The organism is Candidatus Protofrankia datiscae (assembly GCF_000177615.2).
Classification (GTDB): Bacteria; Actinomycetota; Actinomycetes; order Frankiales; family Frankiaceae; genus Protofrankia; species Protofrankia coriariae.
This window is the reverse complement of record NC_015656.1, coordinates 3,102,294-3,129,003: the sequence shown is the minus strand read 5'-3', so window position 1 is coordinate 3,129,003 and position 26,710 is coordinate 3,102,294. Positions and strand designations below refer to the sequence as shown.

General features: G+C 71.0%; 17 protein-coding genes and 1 pseudogene. 15 read left to right on the top strand and 3 right to left on the bottom strand.

What is annotated here, in order from left to right:
• The first annotated feature begins 51 nt into the window (after window positions 1-51).
• A complete protein-coding gene (locus FSYMDG_RS12970) occupies window positions 52-948 on the top strand; it encodes a thioesterase II family protein (RefSeq protein ID WP_013873902.1) in 897 nt (298 codons plus the stop codon).
• A 35-nt stretch (window positions 949-983) separates the two neighbouring features.
• Here FSYMDG_RS12970 and FSYMDG_RS28515 read toward each other — a convergent pair.
• A pseudogene (locus tag FSYMDG_RS28515) lies at window positions 984-1,559 on the bottom strand (TetR/AcrR family transcriptional regulator); the annotation flags it as partial.
• A gap of 313 nt (window positions 1,560-1,872) precedes the next feature.
• Between FSYMDG_RS28515 and FSYMDG_RS12960 the strand changes: the two are divergent.
• The 14 genes from FSYMDG_RS12960 to FSYMDG_RS12910 all read left to right on the top strand — a co-directional run bounded on the left by FSYMDG_RS12960 (window position 1,873) and on the right by FSYMDG_RS12910 (window position 24,191).
• Window positions 1,873-3,372: an MFS transporter gene (locus tag FSYMDG_RS12960; RefSeq protein ID WP_013873900.1), complete on the top strand. Its 1,500-nt coding sequence runs from the start codon at window positions 1,873-1,875 to the stop codon at window positions 3,370-3,372.
• 835 nt (window positions 3,373-4,207) lie between these two features.
• Window positions 4,208-4,324: a putative leader peptide gene (locus FSYMDG_RS30095; protein WP_431307087.1), complete on the top strand. Its 117-nt coding sequence runs from the start codon at window positions 4,208-4,210 to the stop codon at window positions 4,322-4,324.
• A gap of 206 nt (window positions 4,325-4,530) precedes the next feature.
• A complete protein-coding gene (locus tag FSYMDG_RS29235) occupies window positions 4,531-5,442 on the top strand; it encodes an ABC transporter substrate-binding protein (protein WP_258165198.1) in 912 nt (303 codons plus the stop codon).
• Window positions 5,439-6,191 (top strand): ABC transporter substrate-binding protein, encoded by a 753-nt coding sequence (locus tag FSYMDG_RS29230; RefSeq protein ID WP_258165197.1) that lies wholly within the window; start codon window positions 5,439-5,441, stop codon window positions 6,189-6,191. The genes FSYMDG_RS29235 and FSYMDG_RS29230 overlap by 4 nt, the downstream gene beginning before the upstream one ends.
• A gap of 65 nt (window positions 6,192-6,256) precedes the next feature.
• Window positions 6,257-7,216 (top strand): ABC transporter permease, encoded by a 960-nt coding sequence (locus tag FSYMDG_RS12950; protein WP_013873899.1) that lies wholly within the window; start codon window positions 6,257-6,259, stop codon window positions 7,214-7,216.
• Between the two features lie 7 nt (window positions 7,217-7,223).
• Window positions 7,224-8,156, top strand: coding sequence for an ABC transporter permease (locus tag FSYMDG_RS12945; protein ID WP_013873898.1), 933 nt, complete (start codon window positions 7,224-7,226; stop codon window positions 8,154-8,156).
• On the top strand, window positions 8,153-10,498 hold the full coding sequence (locus FSYMDG_RS24575; protein WP_013873897.1) for a dipeptide ABC transporter ATP-binding protein: 2,346 nt from the start codon (window positions 8,153-8,155) through the stop codon (window positions 10,496-10,498). Before FSYMDG_RS12945 ends, FSYMDG_RS24575 begins: the two co-directional genes overlap by 4 nt.
• Window positions 10,499-10,782: 284 nt before the next feature.
• Window positions 10,783-11,034 (top strand): ATP-binding protein, encoded by a 252-nt coding sequence (locus tag FSYMDG_RS12935; protein ID WP_013873896.1) that lies wholly within the window; start codon window positions 10,783-10,785, stop codon window positions 11,032-11,034.
• Complete coding sequence (locus tag FSYMDG_RS12930) at window positions 11,024-13,852, top strand: helix-turn-helix domain-containing protein (RefSeq protein ID WP_013873895.1); 2,829 nt, start codon at window positions 11,024-11,026, stop codon at window positions 13,850-13,852. Before FSYMDG_RS12935 ends, FSYMDG_RS12930 begins: the two co-directional genes overlap by 11 nt.
• 853 nt (window positions 13,853-14,705) lie before the next feature.
• A complete protein-coding gene (locus FSYMDG_RS23185) occupies window positions 14,706-17,300 on the top strand; it encodes a putative bifunctional diguanylate cyclase/phosphodiesterase (protein ID WP_131796230.1) in 2,595 nt (864 codons plus the stop codon).
• A gap of 1,182 nt (window positions 17,301-18,482) precedes the next feature.
• Window positions 18,483-18,671, top strand: a complete 189-nt coding sequence (locus FSYMDG_RS26200; protein WP_013873893.1) for a hypothetical protein — start codon at window positions 18,483-18,485, stop codon at window positions 18,669-18,671.
• A gap of 906 nt (window positions 18,672-19,577) precedes the next feature.
• A complete protein-coding gene (locus tag FSYMDG_RS12920) occupies window positions 19,578-21,239 on the top strand; it encodes an NB-ARC domain-containing protein (protein ID WP_202797623.1) in 1,662 nt (553 codons plus the stop codon).
• A gap of 464 nt (window positions 21,240-21,703) precedes the next feature.
• Complete coding sequence (ddaH, locus tag FSYMDG_RS12915; protein ID WP_013873891.1) at window positions 21,704-22,543, top strand: dimethylargininase; 840 nt, start codon at window positions 21,704-21,706, stop codon at window positions 22,541-22,543.
• A gap of 880 nt (window positions 22,544-23,423) precedes the next feature.
• Window positions 23,424-24,191, top strand: a complete 768-nt coding sequence (locus tag FSYMDG_RS12910) for an SDR family NAD(P)-dependent oxidoreductase (RefSeq protein WP_013873890.1) — start codon at window positions 23,424-23,426, stop codon at window positions 24,189-24,191.
• A 382-nt stretch (window positions 24,192-24,573) separates the two neighbouring features.
• Here FSYMDG_RS12910 and FSYMDG_RS12905 read toward each other — a convergent pair whose 3' ends face one another.
• Both FSYMDG_RS12905 and FSYMDG_RS12900 read right to left on the bottom strand, forming a co-directional pair.
• The gene (locus tag FSYMDG_RS12905) at window positions 24,574-25,851 is read right to left on the bottom strand and encodes an acetate--CoA ligase family protein (protein ID WP_043603598.1); all 1,278 of its coding nucleotides are present in this window, start codon (window positions 25,849-25,851) and stop codon (window positions 24,574-24,576) included.
• A gap of 29 nt (window positions 25,852-25,880) precedes the next feature.
• Window positions 25,881-26,588, bottom strand: a complete 708-nt coding sequence (locus FSYMDG_RS12900) for a GNAT family N-acetyltransferase (protein WP_043603595.1) — start codon at window positions 26,586-26,588, stop codon at window positions 25,881-25,883.
• Window positions 26,589-26,710: the final 122 nt, after the last annotated feature.

The following is a 26,710-nucleotide window of genomic DNA, read 5'->3' as shown; positions in this document are numbered from 1 at the left end:
GCGTCATCCGCCGGCCCGGCTGGCCGCCGGCAGGAAAGGACACCAGCCGTCATGACGCGACCCGGGGTGAGCGCAGGCGACGGTACTGGCAGCGGTACCGGTGCCGATCTGTGGATACGGCGGTTTCATCCGGTGGCGGATCCCGCCAGGCGGCTGGTCTGCTTCCCGCACGCGGGCGGCTCGGCGCCCTTTTTCTTCCCGCTGTCCCAGGAGCTGTCCGCGCCGGCCGGCCCGGGCCGGCGCGGCGTCGACGTGCTCGCCGTCCAGTACCCCGGCCGCCAGGATCGCCTCGGCGAGCCGGCGGTCACCAGCATCGCCGGGCTCGCCGAGGGGATCGCCACGGCCCTGCGGCCGTGGGCCGGCGAGCCGCTGACGTTCTTCGGGCACAGCATGGGCGCCGTCGTGGCCTTCGAGGTCGCCCTGCGTCTGCGGGCCCGCGGGCAGGACGGCCCGGTGCGCCTGATCGCCTCCGGCCGCCGCGCGCCGTCGAGGTACCGCCAGAGGCAGGATGTCCACGGCCGGGACGACGCCGGCATCGTCGCCGAGCTGCGCCAGCTCGCCGGCACCGACCCCCGGCTGCTCGGCGACGAGGAGATCCTGCGGATGATCCTGCCGGCGATCCGCGCCGACTACACCGCGGTCGAGACCTACCGGTCGGAGCCGGGCGCGGTGCTCCCCTGCCCGGTCACGGTGTTCACCGGCGACGCCGACCCACAGGTCACCCTCGACGAGGCACAGGCCTGGCGGGAGCACACCATCGCCGGGTTCGACCTGCGGGTCTTCCCCGGCGGGCATTTCTATCTGGCCGAGGACCCCGGGCCGGTCATCGCGGCCATCCGCGCCGAGCTGGCGGCGCGGGCCCCCGCGGTACCGGCGTCCGCCGTGCCGGCTCCCGCTGTGCCGGAGCCCCCCAGCCAGGCGGCGAGCTCGCGCACCTCGGCGCGGTAGAGCGTCGCCGGGTCCGCCACGTGGGGCCGCAGGTGCCCGTTGATCTCGAGTGCCAGTAGCCCGTGCAGCCGGCCCCAGATCCGTAGCGACAGCGCGACGGCCGCCGGTGGCAGGCCCGGGACCGCCGCGCGGGCCAGCGCGGCGAACGGCGGGGTGAAGTCGGACCAGTCGTAGTCGTCCGTGCCAGCGCCCGTGCCGTCCAGGTCCGCCCCGGGCGCGGACATCCGCTCCCGCAGGCCCGGCCAGGCGGTCTCCACCAGGCGCAGCAGCACGCCGCACGCCTGCTGCTCCGCCGAGGACGCGTCGCCCTCGGTCGGGAAGCGGTAGCCCGGGATGGGGCTGCCGTAGAGGAGCTGGTACTCCTGCGGGTTGGTGACGGCCCACTCGCGGTAGGCCATCGCCACCGCGACCAGGGCGGCGCCGGGATCGTCGGCGGGCGCCGCGGCCCGGACGGCCTCCAGGCGCCGCGCCACCGAGGTGTAGATGTCGGTCACCAGCGCGGTGATCATGTCGTCGCGGGTGTCGTAGTAGCTGTACAGCGCGCCCGCGGTCATGCCCATCTCGCGGGCGATCGCCCGCAGCGACAGCGCTGCCGCGCCACCGTCGGCCATATGGCGCAGTGCGATCGCCTTGATCTCGAGGACCGTCTCGGCGCGTAGCCGGTCACGGCGCCGAAGCATGCGATCTTCCACCGTTGGCAGTTTACAGCGCTTGTCTCCTACGCTGCGGCCAAACATTGATAGCCGTGTAGTCTTTGAACATCGTACTGTCGCGTCAGTTGGCCCGGACGGTCATCGCCCCACGTCGCCGTACCTCGCGCCGTCCCACGTCACGCCGTCCGTCCGGGCTGGTCCCCCGTGTCAGCCGTCGCCTCGAGGAACCCGAAGAACCGAAGAACCCGAAGAAGAGGAAGGGGCTCGCCCCATGACTGTCCCCGCAGCCCCCGGGCTGCCCTATCAGCGCGCCCGGCTCACCCTCGCGCTGCTGGCGTTCGCGCAGTTCATCGTCGCCGTCGACTACAACATCGTTTATGTCGCGCTGCCCGACATCGGCGTCGAGCTCGGCTTCACCTCGCAGTCGATCCAGTGGGTGGTCAGCGCCTACGCCGTCGCCTTCGGCGGCCTGCTGCTGCTCGGCGGACGCGCCTCCGACCGGCTCGGGGCGCGCCGCGTCTTCACCGTCGCGCTCTTCGTATACGGCCTGTCGTCCCTGGCCGGCGGGCTGGCGTCGACACCCGGCGTGCTCGTCACCGCGCGGACGGTGCAGGGAATCGGCGGCGCGCTGCTGTTCCCGGCGATCCTCAAGCTCATCAACACCATCTACGAGGAGGGCACCGAACGCACCCAGGCCCTGGCGGTGTGGAGCGTGGCGGCCAGCGGCGGGCTCGCCGCCGGGGCCCTGCTCGGCGGGCTGCTCACCGACTGGTTCGGCTGGGAGTCGGTCTTCTTCGTCAACGTCCCGCTCACGGCCGTGGCCCTGCTGGGCGTCTCGCGCCTGCTGCCCGCGGACCCGCCGCGGGCGCACGGCCTGAAGGGCTTCGACCTGCCCGGCGCGCTGATCGCCACCGCCGGTGTGGCGCTTGTCGTCTTCGGCCTGGCCTCCGGCTCGGAGGTCGGCTGGACGGCCACCCGCACCACCTCCTCGATCATCGTCGGGGCGGTCCTGCTGGCCGGGTTCGTCCTGGTCGAGCTGCGTACCCGGGATCCGCTGGCCCCGCCGCGACTGTTCCGGCAGCGCACACTGGTGATCGCGATGCTCGCGGTGCTGCTGCTCGTCGGCAGCCTCGCCGGCGAGTACTACCTGTTCACGACATACCTGCAGAACGTGCTTGACTTCAGCCCGCTCCAGGCCGGGCTGGCGTTCCTCCCGCTCACCGTGATCTCGATGGTGGGCGGCGCGGCGGCCGTCACCCTGCTCACCCGCTACGGGCTGCGCACCACGATGGCCGCGGGCCTGTTCGTCGGCGGCGTCGGTATCGCGGTCGTCACCGCCGGGGTGTCGGTGGACGGCTCGTACCCGGCCCTGCTGCCCGGCCTGCTGCTGTGGGGCATCGGCGGTGGGGTCGCCTTCACCGCGGTGTTCGTCGCCGCGTCCGCCGGGGTGGCACCGGCCGAGCAGGGCGTCGCCAACGCCCTGGCCTCGACCTTCCAGCAGATCGGCACCGCGCTGGGGCTGGCCGTGATCGTCGCGGTCGTGACGGCCCGTCCGCACGGGCCGGCATCGCTGGACGCCACCGCGACCGGGGTCGTGGACGCGCTGCGGGTGGGTGGCTGGGTGTCGGCTGCCATCTGCGCCGCCGGGACTGTGGTGGCTCTCGCGTTGGCCCGCACGCCCCGGCCGGCCGGGCAGCCGGCCGCGCAACCGGCCGGGCAGCCGGCATCCGCCCCGGGCGAGCCGGCCGACCCCCAGCACCAGCCCGTGTGACACCAACCCGCACAAGGTGACGGGGCCGCGACCGGACCTGTCCCAGCTGCCGTCCCCGCGGGTCCTCCTGGGCTGGCCCGCGGGGACGGCTTCGTTTTTCCGCCCGGTTCTCCGGCCCCGGCCCTGGCCGCTGGCCGGCCCGCCGGTGGCGCCGCTCGGCGGTCGGCGGTTGATGGTCGGCGGTCGCTGCCTGGCAGTCGGAACGGTGTGGCAGTCGGGACGGTGTGTTCACCGGCCCCGTGCCCCTTCCTCCGCCTGGCCGGGCTGTCGCCGAGATGACGGGACAGCGGGTACCGAGATACCGGTATGGCCGCCGATATCCCCGGTACGGTTTCCTGGAGCCTCGTTCTTTCCGTGGTCTTGTTCTTCCCGGAGCGCCGTTCTTTTCCGGGACAGCCCCGGCCTGTCCGGTACGGCCGCCCGGACCGCCGCGTGAGCGGTGTTCCGTGGGCGGGAGGGCCACCTGGGCGGGAGCGTCACTTGTGGTACTCCCGCCACCGGTACCCGGCGCGCCCGGCACGCCGCGTATCTGTGCGGCCACGGGGCAGTCCGGCCGGTGGGCATTCCGGTACCGGTATTCCGGCAGCGGTCATCGGGCCGGCGTCACCAGGGCCGGTAACACCGGGTCAGCATCCGTGTTCTGCCGGACGCGGCTAACACGCGCCGGATTTGAAGTCAACCCGAGCCGACCCCTACTGGCACCCCGATATTCATCCGAATACCAACTATCGAAACCGCTGTCTGCCAGGACGGCGGATGTTGGACACGCCTATATGGCGAGCATCACATCGACCTTTTTCGCCGGTCGGGTTTGGGCTCGGCTAATGTCCCCGGCATGAGGTCGCGGGGGCATCGTCACGGCAGTCGGGGCATGGCTGTTCTGACGTCGCGTCTGACGTCGCGGCGTCACATCGACCTGTTGCGCGTCTCCAGCGCCACCTGTTCACACTGACCCGTACGCGGTCGTCTTTTTTCGTTCGGCCACGCGGCTCGGTGCCGCCGCCGGCCCGGTGGCCACCTCGTTTTCCGGCGAAGTCGTCGTCCCAGCACGAGGTCATCGTCCCGGTAAATGCCCCGCGTGCGCCGTAACCGGCCCGCCGCGCGGAATGCCAGCCGTCCCGCCGCATTCTCTCCCGCCCAGAACATCGGAGTGGCTCCATGCGTTTTGTCAGGCCCACGTACGCCCTCACCGGCGTCACCGTCACCGTCGCCGCGGCGCTCGTGCTGGGCGCCTGCGGGTCGTCCGGCGGGGGATCGTCCAGTCCCGGTGAGGCCGCGCCCAGCGCCGGCGGTTCGGTGACCTACGCCATCGACACCGAGCCGGTCTGCTACAACGTCCACGTCAGCCAGCAGGACATCACCGCCGAGGTCCAGCGCAACGTCGTCGACTCGCTGCTCTTCTTCGACGCCAACCAGAAGATCCACCCCTGGCTGGCCACCTCCTGGGAGACCTCCAACGACTTCAGGACCTTCACCTTCAAGCTCCGCGACGACGTGACGTTCACCGACGGCACACCCTTCGACGCGAACGCGGTGAAGGCCAACTTCGACCACATAGCCGACCCGAAGACGAAGTCGCGGTACGCCTCGACGCTCATCAAGACCTACACCGGCACCGAGGTCGTCGACCCGCACACCGTAAGGATCAGCTTCTCCGCCCCGTCGGCGCCGTTCCTGCAGGCGGCGAGTACCCCCTACCTCGGTTTCTATTCACCGAAGACGTTGCAGGAAAATGCGGACAAACTATGCACGGAAGGTCCGGCCCAGGTCGGTACCGGGCCGTTCACCGTGGCCGAGTACACCAAGGGGCAGAGCGTCAAGTTCGTCCGCAACCCGAACTACAGGTGGGCACCCGACGGCGCCGCGAACAAGGGGGCGGCCTACCTGGACGCGCTGACCATCCGCGTCCTGCCGGAGGACTCCACCAGGGTGGGTGTGCTCACCAGCGGACAGGTCGACGGCGCCCGCGCGATCCCGCCGGCCAACGTCGCCACCGTCGAGGCGAACAAGGAGTTGGGCACGGTGCGCCTGCAGGCCGCCGGCGGCACTACCAGATCTACCTCAACGTGACCCGGGAGCCCCTGACCGACCAGCGGGTGCGCACCGCGATCCAGCGCGGCATCGACCTCGGCAAGGACGTTCAGGCCGTGTACTTCGGCCAGTACCAGCGGGCCTGGAGCCCGTTGGCGCCCAGCACCCCGTCCTACGACAAGTCGCTGGAGAACACCTGGCCGTTCGACCAGGCACTGTCCAACCGGCTGCTCGACGAGGCGGGCTGGACCGGGCGGGACGCCGGTGGCTACCGCACCAAGGACGGCAAGCGGCTGGCCGTCGTCTGGCCGCTCATGCCCGCCGAGTACATCAAGGACCAGCGGGTGGTTCTCGGCCAGGCGATCCAGGCCGACCTGAAGAAGATCGGTATCGATCTCCAGCGCCCGACCTTCGACATCGGCACCTTCGTCACCAAGGGCTACGCCGGTGAGTTCGACATTCTGGACTCCAGCTGGGCGCGGCCCGAGCCCGACATCCTGCGGCTGTTCTTCAACAGCACCAGCTCGGCGGCCACCGGTGGCCAGAACGCCTCGTTCATCAGCGACCCGCAGCTGGACGAGTGGACCAACGCCGGTGCCGCCACGCTCGACACCAAGATTCGTGACGATGTCTACGGCAAGACCCAGAAGCGGGTCATCGACCTTGCCGCGTCGGTCCCGGTCTACGTCCCCACCACGGTTGTCGGGGTCTCCAGGCAGCTGCACGGGGTGGCCTTCGACGCGAGCTCGTGGCCGCTGTTCCACGGCGTCTGGACCGACAAGAAGTGACGGACGAGAAGTGACGGACGCGGGGCCGGTCGGGTCACTCCCGGCCAGCGCGGGTCCGGCCGGAGGTGACCTGCCCGGCCAGAGGGCGCCTGGTCAAGGGGAGCCTGGTCAGAGGGATAGCGGTACGGCTCGCGGCGGCGCTGGCGGTGCTGTTCGGGGCGGCGACGCTCGCCTTCGCGGCGCTGCAGCTCGTCCCGGGCGACCCGGTGGCGGTGCTGCTCGGGCCGTCCACCACCGCCTCCGCCGAGGTGCGGGCGCAGATCCGCGAGGACTTCGGGTTCGACCGACCCGTCGTGGTGCAGTACGCCTCCTACCTCGGCCATCTGCTGCGCGGGGACCTCGGTGAGTCCTACCAGCTCCAGCGTCCCGTGGCCGAGCTGATCGACAGTCAGCTCTGGCCGACCGTCCAGCTCGCCCTGGCAGCGGCCGTGCTGGCCGTCGCCGTCGCGGTGTTCTCCGCGGTGACGACGGCCGGGCGGCCGCTGCCGCGCGCGCTGGCCTCCGCCTGGGAACTACTGGCGGTGTCCACGCCGTCGTACTGGCTCGGCATCGTTCTGCTCACGTTCTTCTCGTTCCGGCTGACGATCTTCCCGGTCGCCGGGGCGGAGGGCTTCGCCTCCCTGGTCCTGCCCGCGATCACCCTGGCGCTGCCGGTCGCCGGAGTGCTCGCGCAGGTGCTGCGCGAGGGCCTGGAGACGGCGCTGGCCCAGCCGTTCGTGGTCACCGCCCGGGCCCGCGGGCTGACCCGCACGGCGGTGCGCTTCCGGCACGCGCTGCGCCACGCGGCGGTGTCGCTGGTGACGCTGACCGGCTGGCTGACCGGCACGCTGCTCGGCGGCGCGGTGCTGGTCGAGGTCGTCTTCGCCCGCCCCGGCATCGGGACGCTGACCCTGCAGGCGGTGTCGAACAAGGACATGCCGGTAGTGATCGGTGTCGTGTTGATCTCTGCCTTCGTCTTCGTACTGATCTCGACCGTGGTGGATCTCGCCTACCTCGCCATCGACCCGCGACTGAGGAAGGGGTGAACCGACGGTGACCACGACCCAGCCTGGCCTGCTCACCGGCCCGGCCCCGGCCCTGACCGCGGCCGGTCGGGCCGCCAACCGGTCGCGGCGGCGCAGACGGCTCTCGCGCGTCGGCGTCGCCCTGGCCGGGGCGCTGCTCGTCCTGCTCGCGCTGGTCGCGATCGCCCCGGGCCTGTTCACCGGCCGGGCCCCGAACGAGACCGACCTCGCCCAGACGATGGCCTCACCCAGCGGCGCGCACTGGTTCGGCACCGACCAGCTCGGCCGGGACGTCTTCGCCCGGGTGCTGCACGGCGCCCGCACCTCGCTGCTGGTCGGCGTCGGCTCCACGGCGTTCGCGCTGCTCGGAGGCACGGTGCTGGGGCTGGCCGCGGCACTGTCCGGCCGGGTGGGCGACCAGGTGCTGATGCGGTTCGCCGACGTCCTGCTGTCGCTGCCGTCCCTGCTGCTGGCCCTGCTGCTGGCCCTGCTGCTGGCCCTGCTGCTGGCCCTGCTGGCGGTGACGGTGCTCGGCACGGGGACGGTGAACGTCATGCTCGCGGTCGCGATCGCCTTCGTGCCCGGCTACGCCCGGATCGTGCGGGCGGAAGCGCTGGTGGTCCGCCGCTCCGGGTATGTCGAGGCGGCGGTCGGGCTCGGGTTGCCCCGGCCGGTGCTCGTCGCCCGCCACGTTCTACCGAACACCCTCGGCCCGCTGCTGGTCCTCGGTGCCGTCGGCTTCGGCACATCGGTGATCTACGCGTCCGGGCTGAGCTTCCTCGGCCTGGGCGCCGGGCCGCCGTCACCGGAATGGGGAGCGATGCTCTCCGAAGGCCGTTCCTTCCTGGCGACCGCGTGGTGGATCGGGGTGTTCCCCGGCCTCGCGATCACCGTGACGGTGGTCGCGGTCAACATCGTCGGCCGGTTCGCCCAGCGGCGCTTCGCGGGGAGGACGTCGTGACCGGCCCGGCGGGCAACATCAGCCCGGCGGGCAGTACCAGCCTGGCAGGCAAGGAGGGCAAAGAGGGTAAGAAGCGCAAAACAGACAAGGCGGGCAGGGTGGGCAGGGTGGGCAGGGTGGGCAGGGTGGATTCGGCGCTGGCGGAGTCCCTGCTGGTCGTGGACGGGCTCGACGTCACCTTCACCACCGGCGGCGCGGCGGTGCACGCCGTCCGCGACGTCTCGTTCACCCTGGACGCGGGCCGCTGCCTGGCGCTGGTGGGGGAGTCCGGCTCGGGCAAGAGCGTCACCGCGCGCACCCTCGTCGGCCTCACCGGTGAGAACGCCGTCCTCGGCGCGCGCCGGCTGCGCTTCGCCGGGGAGGACCTGGCCGCGTTCACCGAGGCGCGGTGGCGGGCCGTGCGCGGCCGGCGGATCGGCCTGGTGCTCCAGGACGCGCTGGTGTCGCTGGACCCGCTGCGCACGGTCGGCGCCGAGATCGCGGAGGTGCTGCGCACCCACCGGGTCGTCCCCCGTGCCGAGATCGACGCCCGGATGCTGAAGCTGCTCGACGACGTCGGCGTGCCCGAGCCGGCCCGGCGCGCCCGGCAGTACCCCCACGAGCTCTCCGGCGGGCTGCGCCAGCGGGCGCTCATCGCCTCGGCGATAGCCGCCGGCCCCGCCCTGGTGCTGGCCGACGAGCCGACCACGGCACTGGACGTGACGGTGCAGGCGCAGGTGCTCGACCTGCTGCGGCAACACAAGATCGACGGCGCCGCACTGCTGCTGATCAGTCACGACCTCGCCGTCGTCGGCGGGCTCGCCGACGACATCGCGGTGATGTACGCCGGCCACATCGTCGAACACGGCCCGGCCGAACAGATCCTCGGTGACCCCCGCCACCCCTACACCCGGGCGCTGCTCGACGCCGTGCCCGTCACCCACACCAAGGGCACCCGGCTCGCTCCCGCCGCCTCCCGCGGCCCGCTGCCGGGGCCGGCGGGATGCCCGTACGCGGACCGCTGCCCGCGGGCGGACGACCGCTGCCGCGAACGCCTGCCGGCCCGTGCCGTGCCCGCGGGCGCGCACCACCGGCACGACGTGCTGTGCTGGCACCCGTTCGAGGCGCTGTCCGTCGAGGTGCTGTCCGTCGAGGTGCTGGCTGCCGAGGTGCTGGCTGCCGAGGTGCTGGCTGCCGAGGTGCCGCCCGCCAGGGCCCTGTCCGCCGGGGCGCCGTCGTTCGGCGCACCGTCCCCGGGGCCGGCAACGGACACCACGGCAACGGCGGAGGACTGGGCGAACACTTCTGGTACGGAGGGCGCCGCTGCCACTTCCGGTACGGCCGGTGCCGCCGGCGTCGTCCCCACTGCCGCTCTTGGTGCCGCGGTCGCGTCACCCCGGCCGGCGGCCCCGGGTGACGCGACCGGGGTGGGCATCCCGCCCAGGCCGCGGGTGGGCGCGGCAGCCACCGGCGAGGCGCTGCTGGAGGTCGAGGGTGTCTCCAGGCGTTTCCGCTCCCCGGACGGCACCTGGCGGGACGCTGTACGGGACGTGTCGTTGCGGCTGCATGCCGGCGAGACGCTGGGTGTCGTCGGCGAGTCCGGCTCGGGGAAGACGACCGTGGCCCGTATCGTCCTCGGCCAGCTTGAGCCGGACACCGGGACGGTCCACTTCGCCGGGCAGCCGTGGAGCGGGCTGCGAGAGCGTGCCCGCCGAGCCCGCCGCCGCCGCATTCAGGCGATCTATCAGGATCCGCTGGGCTCGTTCGATCCCCGCTACCGCGTCGAGCGCATCATCGGCGAGGCGGTAGCCATTGGTGGCGTCCCAGGGGACGCCGATCCGGCCAGAGCCAGCGCCCCGAGGGGCGCGGCCCGCCGGGCCCGGGTCGTGGAACTGCTCGACCAGGTCGGGCTGCCCGCGGACGTGCTGCGCCGCCGCCCGCTGGAGCTCTCGGGCGGGCAGCGGCAGCGGGTGGCGATCGCTCGCGCGCTGGCCCCCGGGCCCGACCTGATCGTCTGCGACGAGCCGGTGTCCGCCCTCGACGTGTCGATCCAGGCGCAGATCCTCGACCTGCTCGCCGGGCTGCAGCACGACCTGGGGGTCGCGCTGCTGTTCATCTCCCACGACCTGGGGGTCATCCACCACGCCAGCGACCGCATCATCGTGATGAAGGACGGCCAGGTGGTGGAGACCGGTGACGTCACCACGGTGTTCGCCCGGCCCGCGCACGCCTACACCAGGCAGCTGCTGGCCGCCGTGCCACGACCGGTCGGCGGGCGCGCCGCGCCGCCCGGCCCAGCGGACGCCGGACCCGCCCCGGGCGCGGCACCGGCCGCGGGCAGCCTGAGCGTGGTGTCACGATGACGGCCGTCCGGCGGTACCCGGCGCGGCGATGTCCGGCCTGTCGATGTCCGGACCGGCGCTGTCGAGGGCGTTGTCGGCCCTGGCGCCCGTGCTCTCCGCAGAGATGTCCCGACAGGTGTATCTCGAGGTAGGGGAGCAAAACCACTATCTTGGTGATAATAGTTGGAAAGTTTGAGGACCAAGTTTGAGGACCATCGGACGACATCAGCAACGGTGATCAGTGGTCAGCGACGAGCGCAGTCGCTCGCGTGCCAAGTCGGCGCAGCCGGAGGAAACGCAGCACCATGGGTACCGCAGCTCTGTCCGCCATCATGCCGCGATGGCCGGACGCGCACTCCACCGAGTTCGTTCCCGCCCTGGTGGAACGCGACGACGCCCTGCGATGCCTGGATGCGCTGTTCGCGGAGTGTGCCGCCTCCCGGGGCGCGACGGTCGTCATCGCCGGGGGAGCGGGTAGCGGGAAGACGGCGCTGCTGCACACCTTCATGGCGCGGGCCGCGCGGGCGGGCGCGACCGTGCTGGTGCGTGGAGCGTGATCTCCCGCTCGGGGTCCTGCGCCAGCTCTCCCGCGGCGGCCTACGGGCCGGCCCGCCGGACGGCACCGGCACGCCCGCCGAGCCCGCTGAGCCCGCCGGCCCCGCCGCACGCGGCCTGCTGCCCGACACGGCCTTTGCCATGCCACCCGGCCTGCCCGACGGCCCGGCCGGGGACGCCACCCCCGCCAACCACCCGTCCCCCCACCTGTTGCAGGACCTGTGGGCCGCGTTGCAAACGCTCTCCGAGCGCGCCCCGGTGGTGCTCGCCGTCGACGACACCCACCTCGTCGACACGGCCTCGCTGCGCGGGCTGATCTACCTGGGCCGGCGGCTGGGCTCCCAGCGGGTGCTGCTGATCGCCACCGAGCTGGCGGACCCGGCCGGGGACCGGCTGCGCAACGCCTGGCAGACCGACCTGCTGCGCCAGCCGCGGTGCCACCGGCTGCGGGTCGGCGCGCTGTCGGTGCGCGGGGTGGCCGAGGTGCTCACCCCGCGGCTGGGTGCCACCGCCGCGGGTGCGGCTGCGCCGGGCTGGTGGGAGCTCACCGGCGGCAACCCGCTCCTGCTGCGGGCGCTGCTCGAGGATCTGCCGGCCACCTCCGCCCCGACGCGGGTGCCGGCGGGGCAGCCGGCCCGACCGGCCCCCGGTGAGGCGTTCGGCAAGGCGGTGCTGACCTGCCTGCGCCGCGGCGGCGAGCCATTGCTGCGGGTGGCCCGGGGGCTTGCGGTGCTGGAGGAGGCCGGTTCGGCGGACCTGCTCCCACGGCTGCTCGACGCCGACCCGGCCGGCACCGGCCCGACCGGCGCCCGTCCGACCGGTACCCGTCCGACCGGCACCGACCCGACCGGCACCTATCCGACTGGCGCCCGTCCGACCGGCACCGACCCGACGGTGGCCGGCCCGATTCCCACCCGCGTCCTCGACACCCTTGAGGACGCCGGTGTGCTGCGCGCCGGCCGTTTCCGGCATGCCGCGGCGCGCGCCGCCGTCCTGGCCGACCTGGACGGCCCGGCCCGCACAACGCTGCACCGCCGTGCCGCCGCGCTGCTGTACAGCAGCGGTGCCCCGGCGGAGGATGTCGCGGTCCACCTCGTCGCGGCGGAGCACGCCGGTGAGTCCTGGGGGCTCGACGTCCTGTGCCGGGCGGCCGTGACCGCCCTCGGTCGCGACGAGGCAGGGCGCGCCTTGGAGTGCCTGCGGCTGGCCGGCCTGGCCTGCCAGGACGACGACCAGCGCGCGACGGTCGCGTTGCTGCGGGCCCGCGTCGAGTGGCGGATCAACCCCGGGGCGGCGTTGCGGCACGTGGAGCCGCTGGTCCCGGCACTGCTCACCGGGGAACTGCCGGACCAGCACGCCATCCCACTGGTCAGGCTCCTGCTGTGGCACGGCCGTGAGGACGACGCGACCGCGGGCCTGCGTCAGATGGAGGCACGGCGCGACCGGCTCGACGCGCAGTCACTGGCCGGCCTCGACCTCATCCGCGAGTACCTGCAGGCGAACCATCCACCGCTGTCCGCCAGGGTCGCTTCGTTCGACGGCGCGGACGGCTGGTGCCCGAAGACGGCCGAGCCGAGCGTGGCCACAACCGTCACCGACGGCCCCCAGTTGCCGTCCGTGACGACGCTGACCGACGTCCTGCGCGCCGGCTCCAACCAGGACACGGTCCGTACCGCCGAGTGGGTGCTGCAGGCCACCCCTCTCGACGACATGACCCTGGGCTCGCTGGAGTGGGCGCTGCTCGTGCTGGTCTACGCCGAACGCGCCGACATCGCCGCGCCCTGGTGTGACCAGCTCCTGCGCGATGCCGCGCTGCGGCGGGCGCCGACGTGGCAGGCGATGCTCTCGGGCATCCGCGCGGAGATCGCGGTGCACCAGGGCGACGCGCCGGCGGCGCAGCGTCACGCCCGGGAGGCGCTGACGCTCATCCCCGCGTGGACGTGGGGGGTCGGCGTCGGCCGGCCGCTGTCGGCGTTGATCATGGCCTTGACGGTCACCGGCTGCAACCTCGCCGACCAGGCTCGCGACCAGTCCTGCGATCACTCCCATGATCAGGCCGGCGACCACACCGCCGACCAGGTCGCCGCGCCGATCCCGGACGCGATGTTCCAGACCCGTTTCGGCCTGCAGTACCTCTACGCGCGTGGCCAGCAACGGCTGGCGTCCGGACGGCTGCACGCCGCGCTCGACGACCTGCTGACCTGCGGGCGTCTGATGACCGCCTGGGAGATCGACCTGCCGTCGTTCGTGCCGTGGCGGGTCGAGGCGGCGCTCACCCTGGCGCGCCTGGGCCGGGCCGCCGAGGGCCGGGTGCTCGCCGAGAAGCATCTGACCCGTCCCGGCGGCGCCCGGATGCGCGGGATGGGGCTGCGCGCGCTGGCCGCCACCCTGGAGCCCCGGGAACGCCCCGCGGTGCTGCTGACAGCCGTTGACATCCTCCAGGAACGCGGTGACCGGCTGCAACTGGCCTATGCGCTGGCGGATCTCAGTGACGCCCACCGGCGCGCCGGTGAGCTGACCAAGGCCCGAATGATCACCCGTCGGGCCGTGCAGCTCGCGCAGGAGTGCGGCGCCGAGCCGCTGCGGCTGCGGCTGACCGACCGCGGCGGGGAGGACACCTCCGGTTACGGCGGGGCCGTCGCGACGCTGTCGGCCGCCGAACTGCAGGTCGCGATGCTCGCGGCCTCCGGCCGGACGAACCGTGAGATTGCCAAGAAGCTCTACATCACGGTCAGCACCGTCGAGCAGCACCTCATCCGCGCCTACCGCAAGCTGCGGGTCAGCGGGCGCGCGGACCTCCCGGTGATCCTGCACGTCTGAGCCGGGTAAACCGAGCTGGCCGGGCGCGGAGCGGGCCCGGAGCGGGTTTATCCGGCCGGGCGGGGGCAGAGCCAGGCACAGGACGACCCGTTACGACGCCGGATTCACCCCGACGCTCCGCGCCCACCGCCGGGAGAGGGCTACCAGGAGGCGAGCACGACCAGGCCGATCGTGCCACCGGCCCCGCCTCGACAGCCGGGAACCAGATCCCCAGGACGAACCGGCCGAAGCCGGCGAAAGCGTGAACGGACCGCACCGCCCTGGTAGCCGGCTGGTGGCCGTCCGATGGCCGGCAGCCCGGAGCGGGGGCCGGATGGACCGCTGGAGACGGGCCGGGACGCACCGCCAGGGCCGGAAGAAGGAACTGCCGATGGCCAGAAGAAGGAGTAGCCTCGGCAACACGCCCTGATTTTCAGGCGAAGAGCCTAGCCAAGCACACACGCTTGCGCCATGTCGATGTTCCCGTCACTACCCTCGGCCGGGAATGGTGGCTGGCGCCCCGGTCGGGTTCTTCGATGGACCCACTACGGCCGGCTCGCGGGTGCCGCAGCAGGCAGACGCCCCGCGGTGTCCGTAGTTTCGACACAAAGGACACTATGACTATCGGTAGCATATTTGTTACTTATTGTAGTTCAGGCGTGTCTGTGCCGGCCCGCGACGCCGCAAGCCCGGCAGTCCCATCCGCGCCAGCCGCGCGGCGGGGGGAGGTTCAGGAGCCTCGAATCCACCATATTCCGTTAATACCGGAGGCGTCACGGTGACCGCGCGGCCACACCTCGGCCGGGGCCGGGGCCCGGCCCCGGGCGCCACGGTTCCGGTGGATGCCACGGTTCCGGTGGATGCCACGGTTCCGATGGACGCCGTGGCTCCGATGGACACGGTGCTCTCGGCAGACACCATGGACACGGTGGATGCTGCCAGGGACAACCCAGACGGTGCCAACCTGGACGGCGTCGGCCCGCACACCGCCGGCTCGGACGGTCTCTGCCCGAGCAGCGCCGCTCTGGCCGGCGTTCGCCAGAGCAGCGCAGGGCTGGACGGCACCGCTCTGGACACCGGTCTGGGCGCTGGCCTGGACACCGGCCTGAACGGCATCGGCGTGGACGGTACCGGCGGCGCGGACGGCCAGATGTTCGCCACCCGGGGCGTGATGGGACGGCTGGCAGCGGCCATGGACTGGGCCGGCACCGCGCTCGGCCCGGCCGAGGAGTGGAACTCCACCCTGCGGATGGCAGTGGGCATCTGCCTGGACTCGGCCTTCCCCAAGGCGATCCTGTGGGGTCCCGAGCTCATCATGATCTACAATGACGCCTACCTGCCGATCCTCGGCCACAAACATCCACGCTCCCTGGGCCGGCCGTTTCGGCAGGTCTGGCCGGAGACCTGGGAGATCATGGGCCCGGCGCTCGAACGGGTGTTCGCCGGCGGCGCCGCCGTCAGCACGGACGACCAGCTCCTCCTGCTCGACCGCCGCGGATATCTGGAAGAATGCCATTTCACCCTCTCCCTGAGCCCGGTCCGGGACATCATGGGCGACGGCGGCGTGGCCGGTGTCATGGCGACGGGGCGGGAGACGACCCGCCAGGTGTTCGCCACCCGGCGGCTTGCCTGCCTGCGCGAGCTCGCCACCGCCACCGCGGACTCGTACGACCCGTGGGAGGTGTGCACCCGCGTCATCGAGGTGCTCGGCCGGTATCCCGCGGACGTCTCCTACGGCGTCCTGCTGATGCGCGACCCGGACGCGCAGCGGCCGGTGCTGCGGCCGGCGGCATCCTGCGGCCTGGTCGGTGACCCGCGGGACATCGACCGTCTCGGCGCGCTCGGTGCCGAGGCCCCCCTCCCCGAGCTGGCCGAAGCGCTGTTCTCCGGCCAGGCGCGTCCTGTCCGAGGGCTGCCCGACCGGTTCCCGATCCGGCTGGCCAGCGGCTGCGGGCCACCGGCCTCGGCGATCGCCGCGCCGCTCGCCGAGGGCTGCGACGGGCTGGCCATCGGCCTGCTGCTCGTCGGGGTCAACGACCGGCTCGCCCCCGACGACGACTACCGTGACTTCATCGAGCTGCTGGCCGGTCAGATCTCGACCGCGGTGGTGGTCGCGCGGGCCGGTGAGGTGGAGCGGGCCCGCGCCGCCGACGCCCGCTACCGGGCCCTGCACGACGGGCTGACCGGGCTGCCCAACCGCACCGCCCTGCTCGACCGGCTCCACCAGGCGCTCACCGGCGCCCGGGGCGACCGGCCGCGTCGGGTCGCCGTCCTGTTCGTCGACCTCGACGGCTTCAAGACGGTGAACGACTCGCTGGGCCATCATGCCGGTGACGACCTGCTCCGCGAAGTGGCGGGACGGTGTCGCCGGGCCGCCCGCCCCGGCGACACCGTCGCCCGGTTCTCCGGCGACGAGTTCGCCATCCTGTGTGAGGACATCACGTCCGCGTCCTGCGTCGAGGCGGTCGCCAAACGCCTCGTCAGCACGCTGGCCATCCCCAGGACGGCGTGTGAGCGGACCATCACTGTGACCGCCAGCGTCGGCATCGCCGTCTCCGGCCCGGAGCTGTCCGACCCCGAGGACATCCTGCACGCCGCGGACATCGCCATGTACGCCGCCAAACGGCAGGGCCGTAGCTGCCACATGGTTTTCGACGAGACCATGCGAGCCCAGGTCCGGCGCCGCACGCGGACCGGCAACGACCTGCGCCGTGCGCTCGTCACCGACGAGCTGCGGCTGTTCTACCAGCCGGTGATGAACATGGCCGGCGAGCTCACCGGCGTGGAGGCCCTGCTGAGGTGGCAGCATCCCGAACGCGGCCTGCTCGAGCCCGACGCGTTCCTGGCCGTCGCGGAGGAGACCGGGCTGATCGTTCCGCTCGGCCGCCGCGTCCTGGAGATGGCCTGCCGAACGGCCGGCAGGTGGGCGTCGAAGCTGCCGGCCGGCGTGGCGCCGCGGATCGCCGTCGACGTCTCGGCCTGTCAGCTCGCCGATCCCCGCTTCCTGTCCGAGGTCATCGCGCTGCTGGAGGCCACCAACGCCGACGACCGCTACGAACTCGGCCTGGAGATCACCGAGAGCGCCTTCGTCGACGACGTCCCCGCCGTCACCGCCGCTCTGCGCGACCTGGGCGCCCGCGGGGTCAGCCTGTACGTCGACGACTTCGGTGCCGGCTACTCGTCGCTGAGCTGCCTGCACCGCGCACCCCTCGACGGCCTCAAGATCGACAAAAGGTGTGTCGCGCGGATGACCGAGGACCCTGCCGAGCACGCCGTCGTCGCCGCCGTCATCGGCCTCGCGCACACCCTCGGCCTCACCGCCGTCGCCAACGGCGTGGAAACACCCGAACAGCTCGCCGCGCTCCAGACGCTGCGCTGCGACCTCGTCCAGGGCCGTCTCCTCGCCAGCCCGCAACCCGACCTGCCGAACCTCCCCGACTGGCGGCCCACCGCCATCGAACGCTGCTGACCCGAAATCCCGCCGCTGAACAGACAACACACCGTCGTGTGAATGCTGCTGCCAATCGGTGAAACCCGGTTGGCACGCCTGTCTGATTCGTGCCGCCGCGCGACCCCACGCGTGTCCCGAACACCGTCGGGAGGTGGGCGAACGCGGACGTGAACGGTGCGGTGGCATGGTTTTTCGCCCTCCTGCGGCCTGCGTTCGCCATATTACGGCTCCAGCCGTGGCAACAGCCATCGGGAGCGGTGGGTACGGTGTCGGCATCCTTGACACCGCCGCCGGTCGGGCGGCGTTCAGAAATACGGTGACGGGTCGAAGGGCGGCGTCGGCCCGAGGATTTGTCTGCCCGAGGATTCAGGCACCGGGGCTGGTCGGGTGCGGCAGTCGGGCCTTCGCCGGCGGCACCGCGCCGGGAGGCTGCCGGGACGGCTGGGAGCACGCTGGCCCGGAGTGGCCGTCCCGCGTCCACACGCCCCGGATCATTCGACCATCAACTCGCCGGGCCGGCCTTTTTCCCGAGTTGCAGACAACACTATGGAAAAGAAGCCGCCGTCGTGGCCTGCGCCGGCAACAGGCACCACCCCGAACCGAGGCATCACCCCAAACCGGGATCCTCGTTGTGAGGGATCATATCACCCGATGTCATCACTTGTAGCGTCTGTCCCGCCGGGTTCGAGCCCGGCGTATCGGGCCGGAAGCGCTGTTCGAGGGGCGCCCCCGGCACGAAGCCGGGCCGGCTGTGCCCCGGGCGTTCGTGTGTGTTGTCGTCTCGCTAATTCCATCATGATCATATCAGGGTGAAGATGGCACTGAAAATACGCTGAAGGAGAGAGCGGCCGGCGAGGAATCAGGGGTCGGTCGAAAATTCCTCTCCTGATCATGGATGGCGCACGTCGTCGCAGGTTACAGCATTGATCATATTTTCTTTCGGGATTTCTTGTCGGTCGTCCGCGTGATCTGTGTCGGATAGCCGACTGACGGGTTGTCACACTCCGTCGAAGTATTAATAATCGGTGCACCAATGGTAGTAGTTTCGATAATGGTGGTTCCGTTGCGGGTCGGCGCCGCCGTCCGTCGTCCATGCCGTTTGGCCGGTGTCCTTCTGGCCCGGCGTCCTCGGCGGGGCGAGAGCGAACCCCGGCTCCCACCGCATACGCGCGAGCGTCCGGACGGGAAAGGAGAACGATCATGACGGCAGGACTGGTGCGCCCCGTGACCACGACCAGCCTGCGCTCGATGGTCGGAACACCTGCCGGGCTGACCGGCGCGGCCGGGTACGCCAGGGCCGGCAGCTGGGCGGTCGAATTCTCCGGGCCGTTCCACGGGGCCGGTGCCGGAGAACGGGATGCCGTCACCGCCGCGAACAGCCGGGACTGAACATACGTGATCAACCTGCCCGTCCTCTCCTGGCAGAGGCCCTTTTATCATTTCGGGTCCGGTGTTACCGAGCTCATGGCAGCCACGTGTCATGTGCCGTCCGGGGAAAAGAAGTTCGAGCTGATGGCGTTGGTCCAGGAAGCTGTTCCGGGAACCGGTCGAGGGCGCCGGGCCGGGCTGACCGGGCCCACCGTTGGGGAAATGGCATGCCGGCATGTGCGGCGGCCGAGCAACCAGGTGTTCCGCGGCCGACCGTGTTCCGGTGGCCGGTACCTTACGGTGTACCCGGGGTCACGCCCGGAGCGGCGCGGCAAACCCCTTTGCCACGCTGGGAGCCGAACGGGGGAGGTTGTTGGTGGTGCTTGCTCCGGCATCGCACGGAGATGCCATGATGTTCATTGACGAGATCGCTGTCCGGTGCGCCGGCCAGCAGCCTTGCAGCGGCCTGGGTAGTTTGCCCACCCGCGGCGCTCAGGACATGGAGAAATGGCTGGTAAGATATCCGACCGTCACCTCCAATTTCACTCTGTCCGGTAGTTTCCTGGCAGGTTTGGTCGAGCGCTGCCCCGCCGTCACCGCTAAACAGGAAGCCCCGAACCGCTCTCAGCCACGTACGCTGCTCCGGCGATATGAAAAACGGCTGTGCAAGGATTTTCGGAACTCTTGGCCAGGTGATACGGAACATGTTTCGTCGTGGGCCGAAACGCTATCGCGAGCCTTGTTGGGACGATGCTGAAAAATGTTCGCCCTACGTGTGTCGGAGCCGGGGTCGCGAGTCACTGACGTGAGCTGTCCGGACGGGACTTCCATGACGGTGGAGGTGTCGTACCAGGATTTCAGGAAGCGGCTCACCGGAGACCCGAAATAGCGGACCGGAAATTATGTGACGCCAGGAGAGGGATGGACATGGGCAGGCCCGAGAGGCCGTTGGACGCGGCCAACGGCCCGATTGCCGAATTCGCTCGCGATCTGCGCATGCTACGGAAGCGCGCAGGCAGTCCAAGTTACCGGCAACTCGCCCGTACCGTATTGTTCGCGCCGTCCGTGCTGTCCAGCGCGGCCAGCGGCCACCGGCTGCCCACCCTCGCGGTGACGCTGGCGTTCGTGTCCACCTGCGGGGGAGACCCCGTGGCCTGGGAGCGGCGCTGGCGGGAGATCGCCGGACAGCCAGGCCAGCCACCGGGCCAGGCAGGTCAACCACCAGGCCAGGCGGGCCAGTTAGCTCAGGTGGGCCAGGTGGGCCAGTCAGGCCCGGTAGGTGTGGCGGCCAGCTCCCAGGACGACCGGGAGCTGGCCGTTCTGTCGGCCGACAGCCTGTTCGGCCTGGCCGGGGCGCAGACCGTCACGCATGTGGCGACCAGCACGGTGACCAGTCTCGTCCGTCCCGCCCAACTGCCCATGGGGTCGAGCACGTTCGTCGGCCGCGCGCGGGAACTGGCCACCGCAGCCCGGCTGATCGGCCTTGCCGGGCCGGTCAGGATGCCGCTGCTGGTCAGCGGGCCGATCGGGATCGGCAAGACGGCATTCGCGCTCCGGCTGGCCCACGAGGTGTCCGCCGACTTCCCGGACGGCCGTCTCTACGCGGATCTCGGCGGCTGCGGTACGGCCAGCCGCCCCGTGAACAGCATTGTGCGCGGTTTCCTGCACGCGCTGGGGGTGCCCACCCATCTCGTGCCGGACGATCCGGTGCAGCAGATCGGTCTGTACCGCTCGCTGCTCGCTCAGCGCAGGTTGTTCGTGCTGCTGGCGAACGTCCGTGACGAACAGCGGGTCCGGCCGCTGCTGGGGCAGACCGCGCGCAGCCAGGTCGTGATGACCAGCCGGGCGCGGCTGCTCGGGCTGGACGGCACGCACCGGATCGATCTGGACGCGTTCACCCGCGAGGAGTCGATGACACTGATCGGCCGGCTGGCCGGCGCGGAGCGGGTACGGGCGGAACACGAAGCCGCCGCCGCCATCGCCGAGCTGTGCGAGGACCTGCCACTCGCCGTCAGCATCGTCGCCAGGAAGATAGCGGCCCGGCCGGAGCTGACGATCGCGTACACCGCCAGCCAGCTCGCTGATCATGACATCCATCTGGACATCCTCAGTGTCGGCGACGTGAACGTGCGGGACCGGTTCGCCCTGGCATACCAGCTGCTGTCGCCGGCCGGGCAGGCGCTCGTCCACCAGCTCGGCCGGAACAGGGCGGGATGGACGACCGCGATCGGTGTCGCCGCTGACATGGGCGTACCGATCGAGTCGGCGGACGAGCTGCTGGAGTCGATGGTGGACGCCGGCCTGCTGCGGCGGGCCAGTGTCGCCGGCCGTTACAGTGTGTCGAGGCTGTTCAGCGCGTTCGCCGGGAACGTGCAACGGGACGCCGAGCCGCTGTCGGTCTCGCTGGTGGAGGGCGGGGCGCGGCGGGTGTCGCTCGAACCGCTTCGCCGCGACGTCGGGCCGGCGCTGCTAGCCCTGCCGGCTACCAGGTCCGACGTTGATTGTTCGGATTCGGCGGTCCTTCCGGTCAACGTCACGTGTGGTTTGAATGGTGCACGAACCAGTCGAACGGTTATCGCCGACGCGTAATGGTCCGGCAGGAAGCACGGACCGGCCTCGCCGGCGACGGAGGTCGCCGGGTGTCGGCACACGCGCGTCACCGAATATCGGAAGTTCGTGTTGTGTACAACATGCTGTATTCACCCGCAAGAGGTGCGCCATGTGGATCGCGACAGATGGCCGGCGGTGGCGGCGGCGCGCCGCTGGCTGGCGTCAGGGTGCTGCTGGCCGACGGGCCGGGGCCCGTCGCGTCATACGGATGCCACACCTGGGACAGCCCGGCCACGGCCACCATACGCGCGCGGCATCGACGGATCGGGCCCACGCATCCTGCTGCCCGCGAGGCCACGAGACGCCCGCCATGACCCGAACGCCCGGTTCCAGGCGGTCTGGACAAAGCCCCCACAGGACACCGGTCCCATTTTTGCGGCCAGCCGTGCCATCCGGTGTGGCACGGTGACAGAACAGCGCTCACAGGCGGTATGGAGGACGGCGTGCGACGTACAGCCACCAGGCGGCACTATCTCATGGTCAGGCCGACGTATTTCGACGTCGAGTACTCGATCAACCCGTGGATGGATCCCAAGAAACCCACCTTCACCGAGGTCGCCGTCGCCCAGTGGGAATGGCTTCGCAATCTCTATCTCGAGCTGGGTCACCGGGTGGAACAGCTTCAGCCGCGGTCCGGTCTGCCGGACATGGTGTTCGCGGCCAACGGCGCGACCGTGGTGAACGGCCAGGCGCTTGTCGCGCGCTTCCGGCACACGCACCGCTGCCCGGAGTCCGCCGCCTACCTGCGCTGGTTCCGGGAACACGGTTACCGCAACGTCCGGCAGGCACGGTGGATCAACGAGGGCGAGGGCGACTATCTTCTCGCCGGGCCGCGGCTGCTGGCCGGATCGGGTTTCCGGACCAACACCGAGGCGCACCTGGAATCCCAGGAGTTCTTCGGTATGCCGGTGGTCGGGCTGACCCTCGTCGACCCGCGCTATTACCACCTGGACACGGCGCTCACCGTACTGGACCACGACACGGTCATGTACTATCCGAAGGCCTTTTCCGCGAGCAGCCGCCGGCTGCTCGAGGAGCTCTACCCCGACGCCATCACGGCGTCCGACGACGACGCCGCGGCGTTCGGCCTCAACGCCGTGTCCGACGGACGGCATGTCGTGCTGCCGCAGGCCGCCACCGGGCTGGTCGGCCAGCTGCGCGAGCGCGGCTTCGAGCCGATCGGCGCGGACCTGTCGGAACTGCTCAAGGCCGGCGGCAGCGTCAAGTGCTGCACCCTGGAGCTGCGCGCCGGACAAACCGAAGGACCGCGGCACGGCCGGTGAGCCGGCCGGATCCACCGGTTGTCAGGATCTGTTTGCCTGTTGGCATTCACGGGTTGGCGCGACCGTCGACAGCACGACCCGATCGGTCGCGGCCCACCCGGCCGGGTATATGCTCGAAACGCTGGCCAGTTGTTACCCGGTGCGCTCGGCACCGAGATCGAACGGCTGTACCGAACGATGGCTATACCGGGCGATGGCTATACCGGGCGACTGTATCGGACGGCTCCGTCGAACCGCTCTGTCGTGTTGTCCCGCCGTGTCGATATGTCGTGTCGATTCTGCCCGCGGGCCCGCCGGGACACATTCGTCTATATGAACGGTCGGGTAGCTCGATACGGCTGACCAGAAAAGGCGGCGGCGGGCGCGGACGGACGGAGCGCTGACGTACTTTCTGTCCTCTTTTCGGCCCACCGCTGCCACGCCGCGACCCCGTTCGCGGGAATGGCTGTCGGGGGAGGAGCGCGGGGCCGGGGCTGTCGGATAGTTGTTGCCGGACAGTTACCGAAGAGTGTCCGAAAGTCGGGGTGGCCGGCCGGTAACACGGTGGGACGGGATCATGGTTATCGCCTGGTAGCTGACGTTCTCAGTGGTATCTGTCAGATACTCGTAGTCCTTGGACGGCTGCCGGTACTTTCCCGGCCGGGCGGATGGTTACCGCGATCTGGCCGGCCGCCACGAAGGCAACGGCCCAACTTCCCGAGCCTCCCCTCTTTCACTGCCGCGCTCATTGCTACCACTGGCTGACCGTCCGTCACGAACGCAACGGTCGCAACTCCCCTGGTTTTCTCTTTTCGTTGCCGTGTTCACTTTCCGAAGGCGGCTCCTCGCGTGAGACGTGGGCCTAAGGCGTACTTAATTCAACTTTCGTACCATTTCTCCCATGGGGCTTCTCTCAGACAAAGTGATCATCGTTACGGGCGCCAGCCGGGGGATCGGTGCCGCGGCGGCCCGGCTGTTCGCTGAGGAGGGCGCCCGGGTCGTCCTGGGCGCACGCGGCAGCGGTGAGCTTGAGAAACTGGCTGGTCAGCTGACCGCTGACGGCTTCGACGCAGTCGCCGTGACCGCCGACGCCAGCACGACGGCCGGGGTGGAGTCACTCGTCCAGACGGCGCTGGAACGGTATGGAAAGCTGAACGGGGCGTATCTCAACGCGGCCGTCGGAGACGAACTCGGTAGGAGACTGGCCGATATCACCGAGGAGACCTGGGACGCCATACAGGCCCTGACGCTTCGTGGCATCTGGCTGAACATCCGTGCCCAGATACCCGAGCTGATAAAGGCTGGCGGCGGTTCGATCGTGATCGCTGGCAGCGTGTCCGGACTGGTCGCCGGAATCGGGGACGCGGCCCATCAGGCGGCGAAGATCGGTGTCACCGGTCTTGCGCGAGCGGCGGCCCAGGAATATGCGGCACAGGGAATTCGGGTGAACGTCGTCGCCCCCGGCGCCATTCTGACCGACGGCGTGGCAGCCACGTTCGAGCAGTATCCGCAGGTGCGTGAACGCTTTGAGACCCACACCCCGCTCGGCCGCGTAGGCACGCCGCGCGAGGTCGCCGAAACGGTTGCCTGGTTGCTCAGCGACCGGTCCTCCTACATCACCGGAGTCACGCTCCCCGTCGACGGCGGCCTGCTGGCGACGAGGTTTTGACGGCAGATTCTGGATCAGGGCTGGATGGGCAGGTCCGTACTGTCGGTTGTTTCCGGGGCAGAGGGGCTGGCCTGACGGCGACCAGGCGTAGAAAGTAGAAAGTCGTGAACGCTCGGGACGTCACGAAACTCGCCGCCGGCAGCTCCTCGGCACGGCGGGCGATACGGATCGCCTCCCGTCTCGGGAACGGACCGACTCCGTCCCAGCCTCGCTGCACGCGTCGGCCAGGTATCACTGATCGTTTGCAGTGATCAGTGATACCTGGCCGACGAGAGCCTGCTGGCCGCTGTCCGCGGCAGCGACAAGCGGACAGCGGCCAGACCGGTCTCGTGGCCACCCAGCGCAGGGAAACGGATCATCGCCGCGGACTGTGCGAGGTCGGTCAGCGTAGTCGGCGCAGTATCGGATCAGGGGTCCGTGACACCCGCGCTACCCGGATCTTCACGTCGACCGCGACCGCCCCGTGCTCATGGACGATGAGCGGACTGACGTCCATCTCGGCGATTTCGGGCAGGTCGTCGGCAAGCTGGGCGACGCGCAGCAGGACGTCCTCGAGCGCGGCCACGTCCGCCGGTGGACTTCCCCGGTACCCGAACAGCAGCGCCGAACCGCGGAGGGAACGGACCAGTTCCGCCGCGTCCCGGTCGGTGAGCGGTAGCAGCCGGTAGGACCGGTCGGCGAGCAGGTCGGTGAGGACGCCACCGAGCCCGAATCCGATGAGCGGGCCGAAGGCGGGATCCTGCACGATCCCGACCAGGGTCTCGACGCCGGGGGCGATCATGGACTGTACGGCTGCTCCTCCCATCGCCTCGCCCAGCGCGGCCCGCATGGACCGGTAGGCCGGCGTGGCCAGATCCAGCCGGACGCCGCCCCGGTCGCTCTTGTGCACCAGATCGGGGTTGGCGGCCTTGAGGGCGACCGGTCCACCGATGCGCCCGGCGATGTCGGCGGCCATCTGGGCCGAGGCCGCCTGTTCGGGCCGGGCGACCGGAATGCCACCGGCGGCCAGGAGGTCCGCCGCCACCGTCGGTGGCAACCAGCATCCTTCGGGCTGGTCGGTCAGTGCCACCTCGATGATGTCGCGGGCAGCCGCGGGGGTGACGTCGTCGAAGGCGGGCACGGCGCCCCGGGGACGCCGTAGCCACTGTGCGTGCTCGGCCGCGAGCGACAGTGCACGGACGGCATCCTCGGGGACGGCGAACGCGGGGACGGCGCCCGGCGCGGGTTCGCCCGGTTGCGCGGGCGCGGTGAGGGTCCGCACCCGGGGGGCCTGCCCGAGCACGACCGCGGCCAGCGGGGTCGTGCTCACCGCCGTGACCGTCGCGGCCGCGGCGGCGTCGGCGGCGAGGATGAGCGGGCCGCCCGCGTTCCCGACGATCGCGAGCCGCCGGCCCGCGGGCAGGCGTTGGTGGGCGAGCAGGGTCACTACGTCGAACAGCTCCCCGAGACCGTCGACGGCGATGATCCCGGCCTGCCGGAAAAGGGCGCTGACCCGCACAGCAGGGCTGGCCGCGGCTGCCGTATGGGAGGCGGCGGCGCGTGCCCCGGCCGCTGACGCGCCCCCTTTCACCGCGACGATCGGGGTGCGGCAGCCGACCCGTCGCGCGATCCGGGAGAACTTGCGCGGGTTGCCGAAGGACTCCAGGTACAGCGCGATCACGCCCGTGTCAGGGTCCTGCTCCCACCACGTCAGCAGGTCGTTTCCGCTGGGTTGACCACGGCGAGACGCCCACCGAAGCCGCCCGCGACCATGTTGCGGACGACCTCGTGGCCCACGGTCCTGCGGCGGCGGGAGGCTCCGACGACCACCATCGACGCCGGCCGCAACAACGCCGTGAGGCTGCTGACGTCGGCCGCGCTCTCCCGACTGTCCTGCGCGGCGAGGAGGGACTCCTCGGGCCGGAGCGGAAAGGAGATGTCGATGATCCAGCGGTCCCGGTGCCGCTGGAGGGGGAACCCGGCGTCGGTGAGGACCCTCAGCATGAGATCGTTCTCGTCCAGGGTGTCGGCGACGAACCGGCGGATCCCCCGTCCGCGGGCGTAGGCCGCGAGATGTTCCAGCAGCAGTGTGCCCACCCCCCGGCCCTGCTGGGCGTCCTCGACGGCCAGGGCGACCTCGGCGTCGGCCGGGTCGTCGAGCCGCTCGTAGCCGGCGACCCCGACGATCCGCCCACCGGCCACGGCGGCCAGCGCGCCGTGATCCAGCGCCGGCGCACGGACAAGGTGATCGACATACCAGGTGGCGGCCACCCGAGCGGCGGTGAAGAACCGCAGGTAGGCGGAGCGCGGCGACAGTCCCTCGTGCAGCGACCGCAGGGCGGCCTCGTCATCGTCGGTGACGAGACGCAGATGCACAATTCCGCCGTCGCGCAGCAGGGCGTCACATTCGCTCCACACCCGCGGACACATCCCTCCGTGTTTTCTCGATGTTCCTCTCGGCGTTCTCTCGCGGTGTTCTCTCCCGGCATTCCCTCCCAACGTTCCTCCCAGTGCTCCGGGGCGCAGGCGCCGGTGCGCGG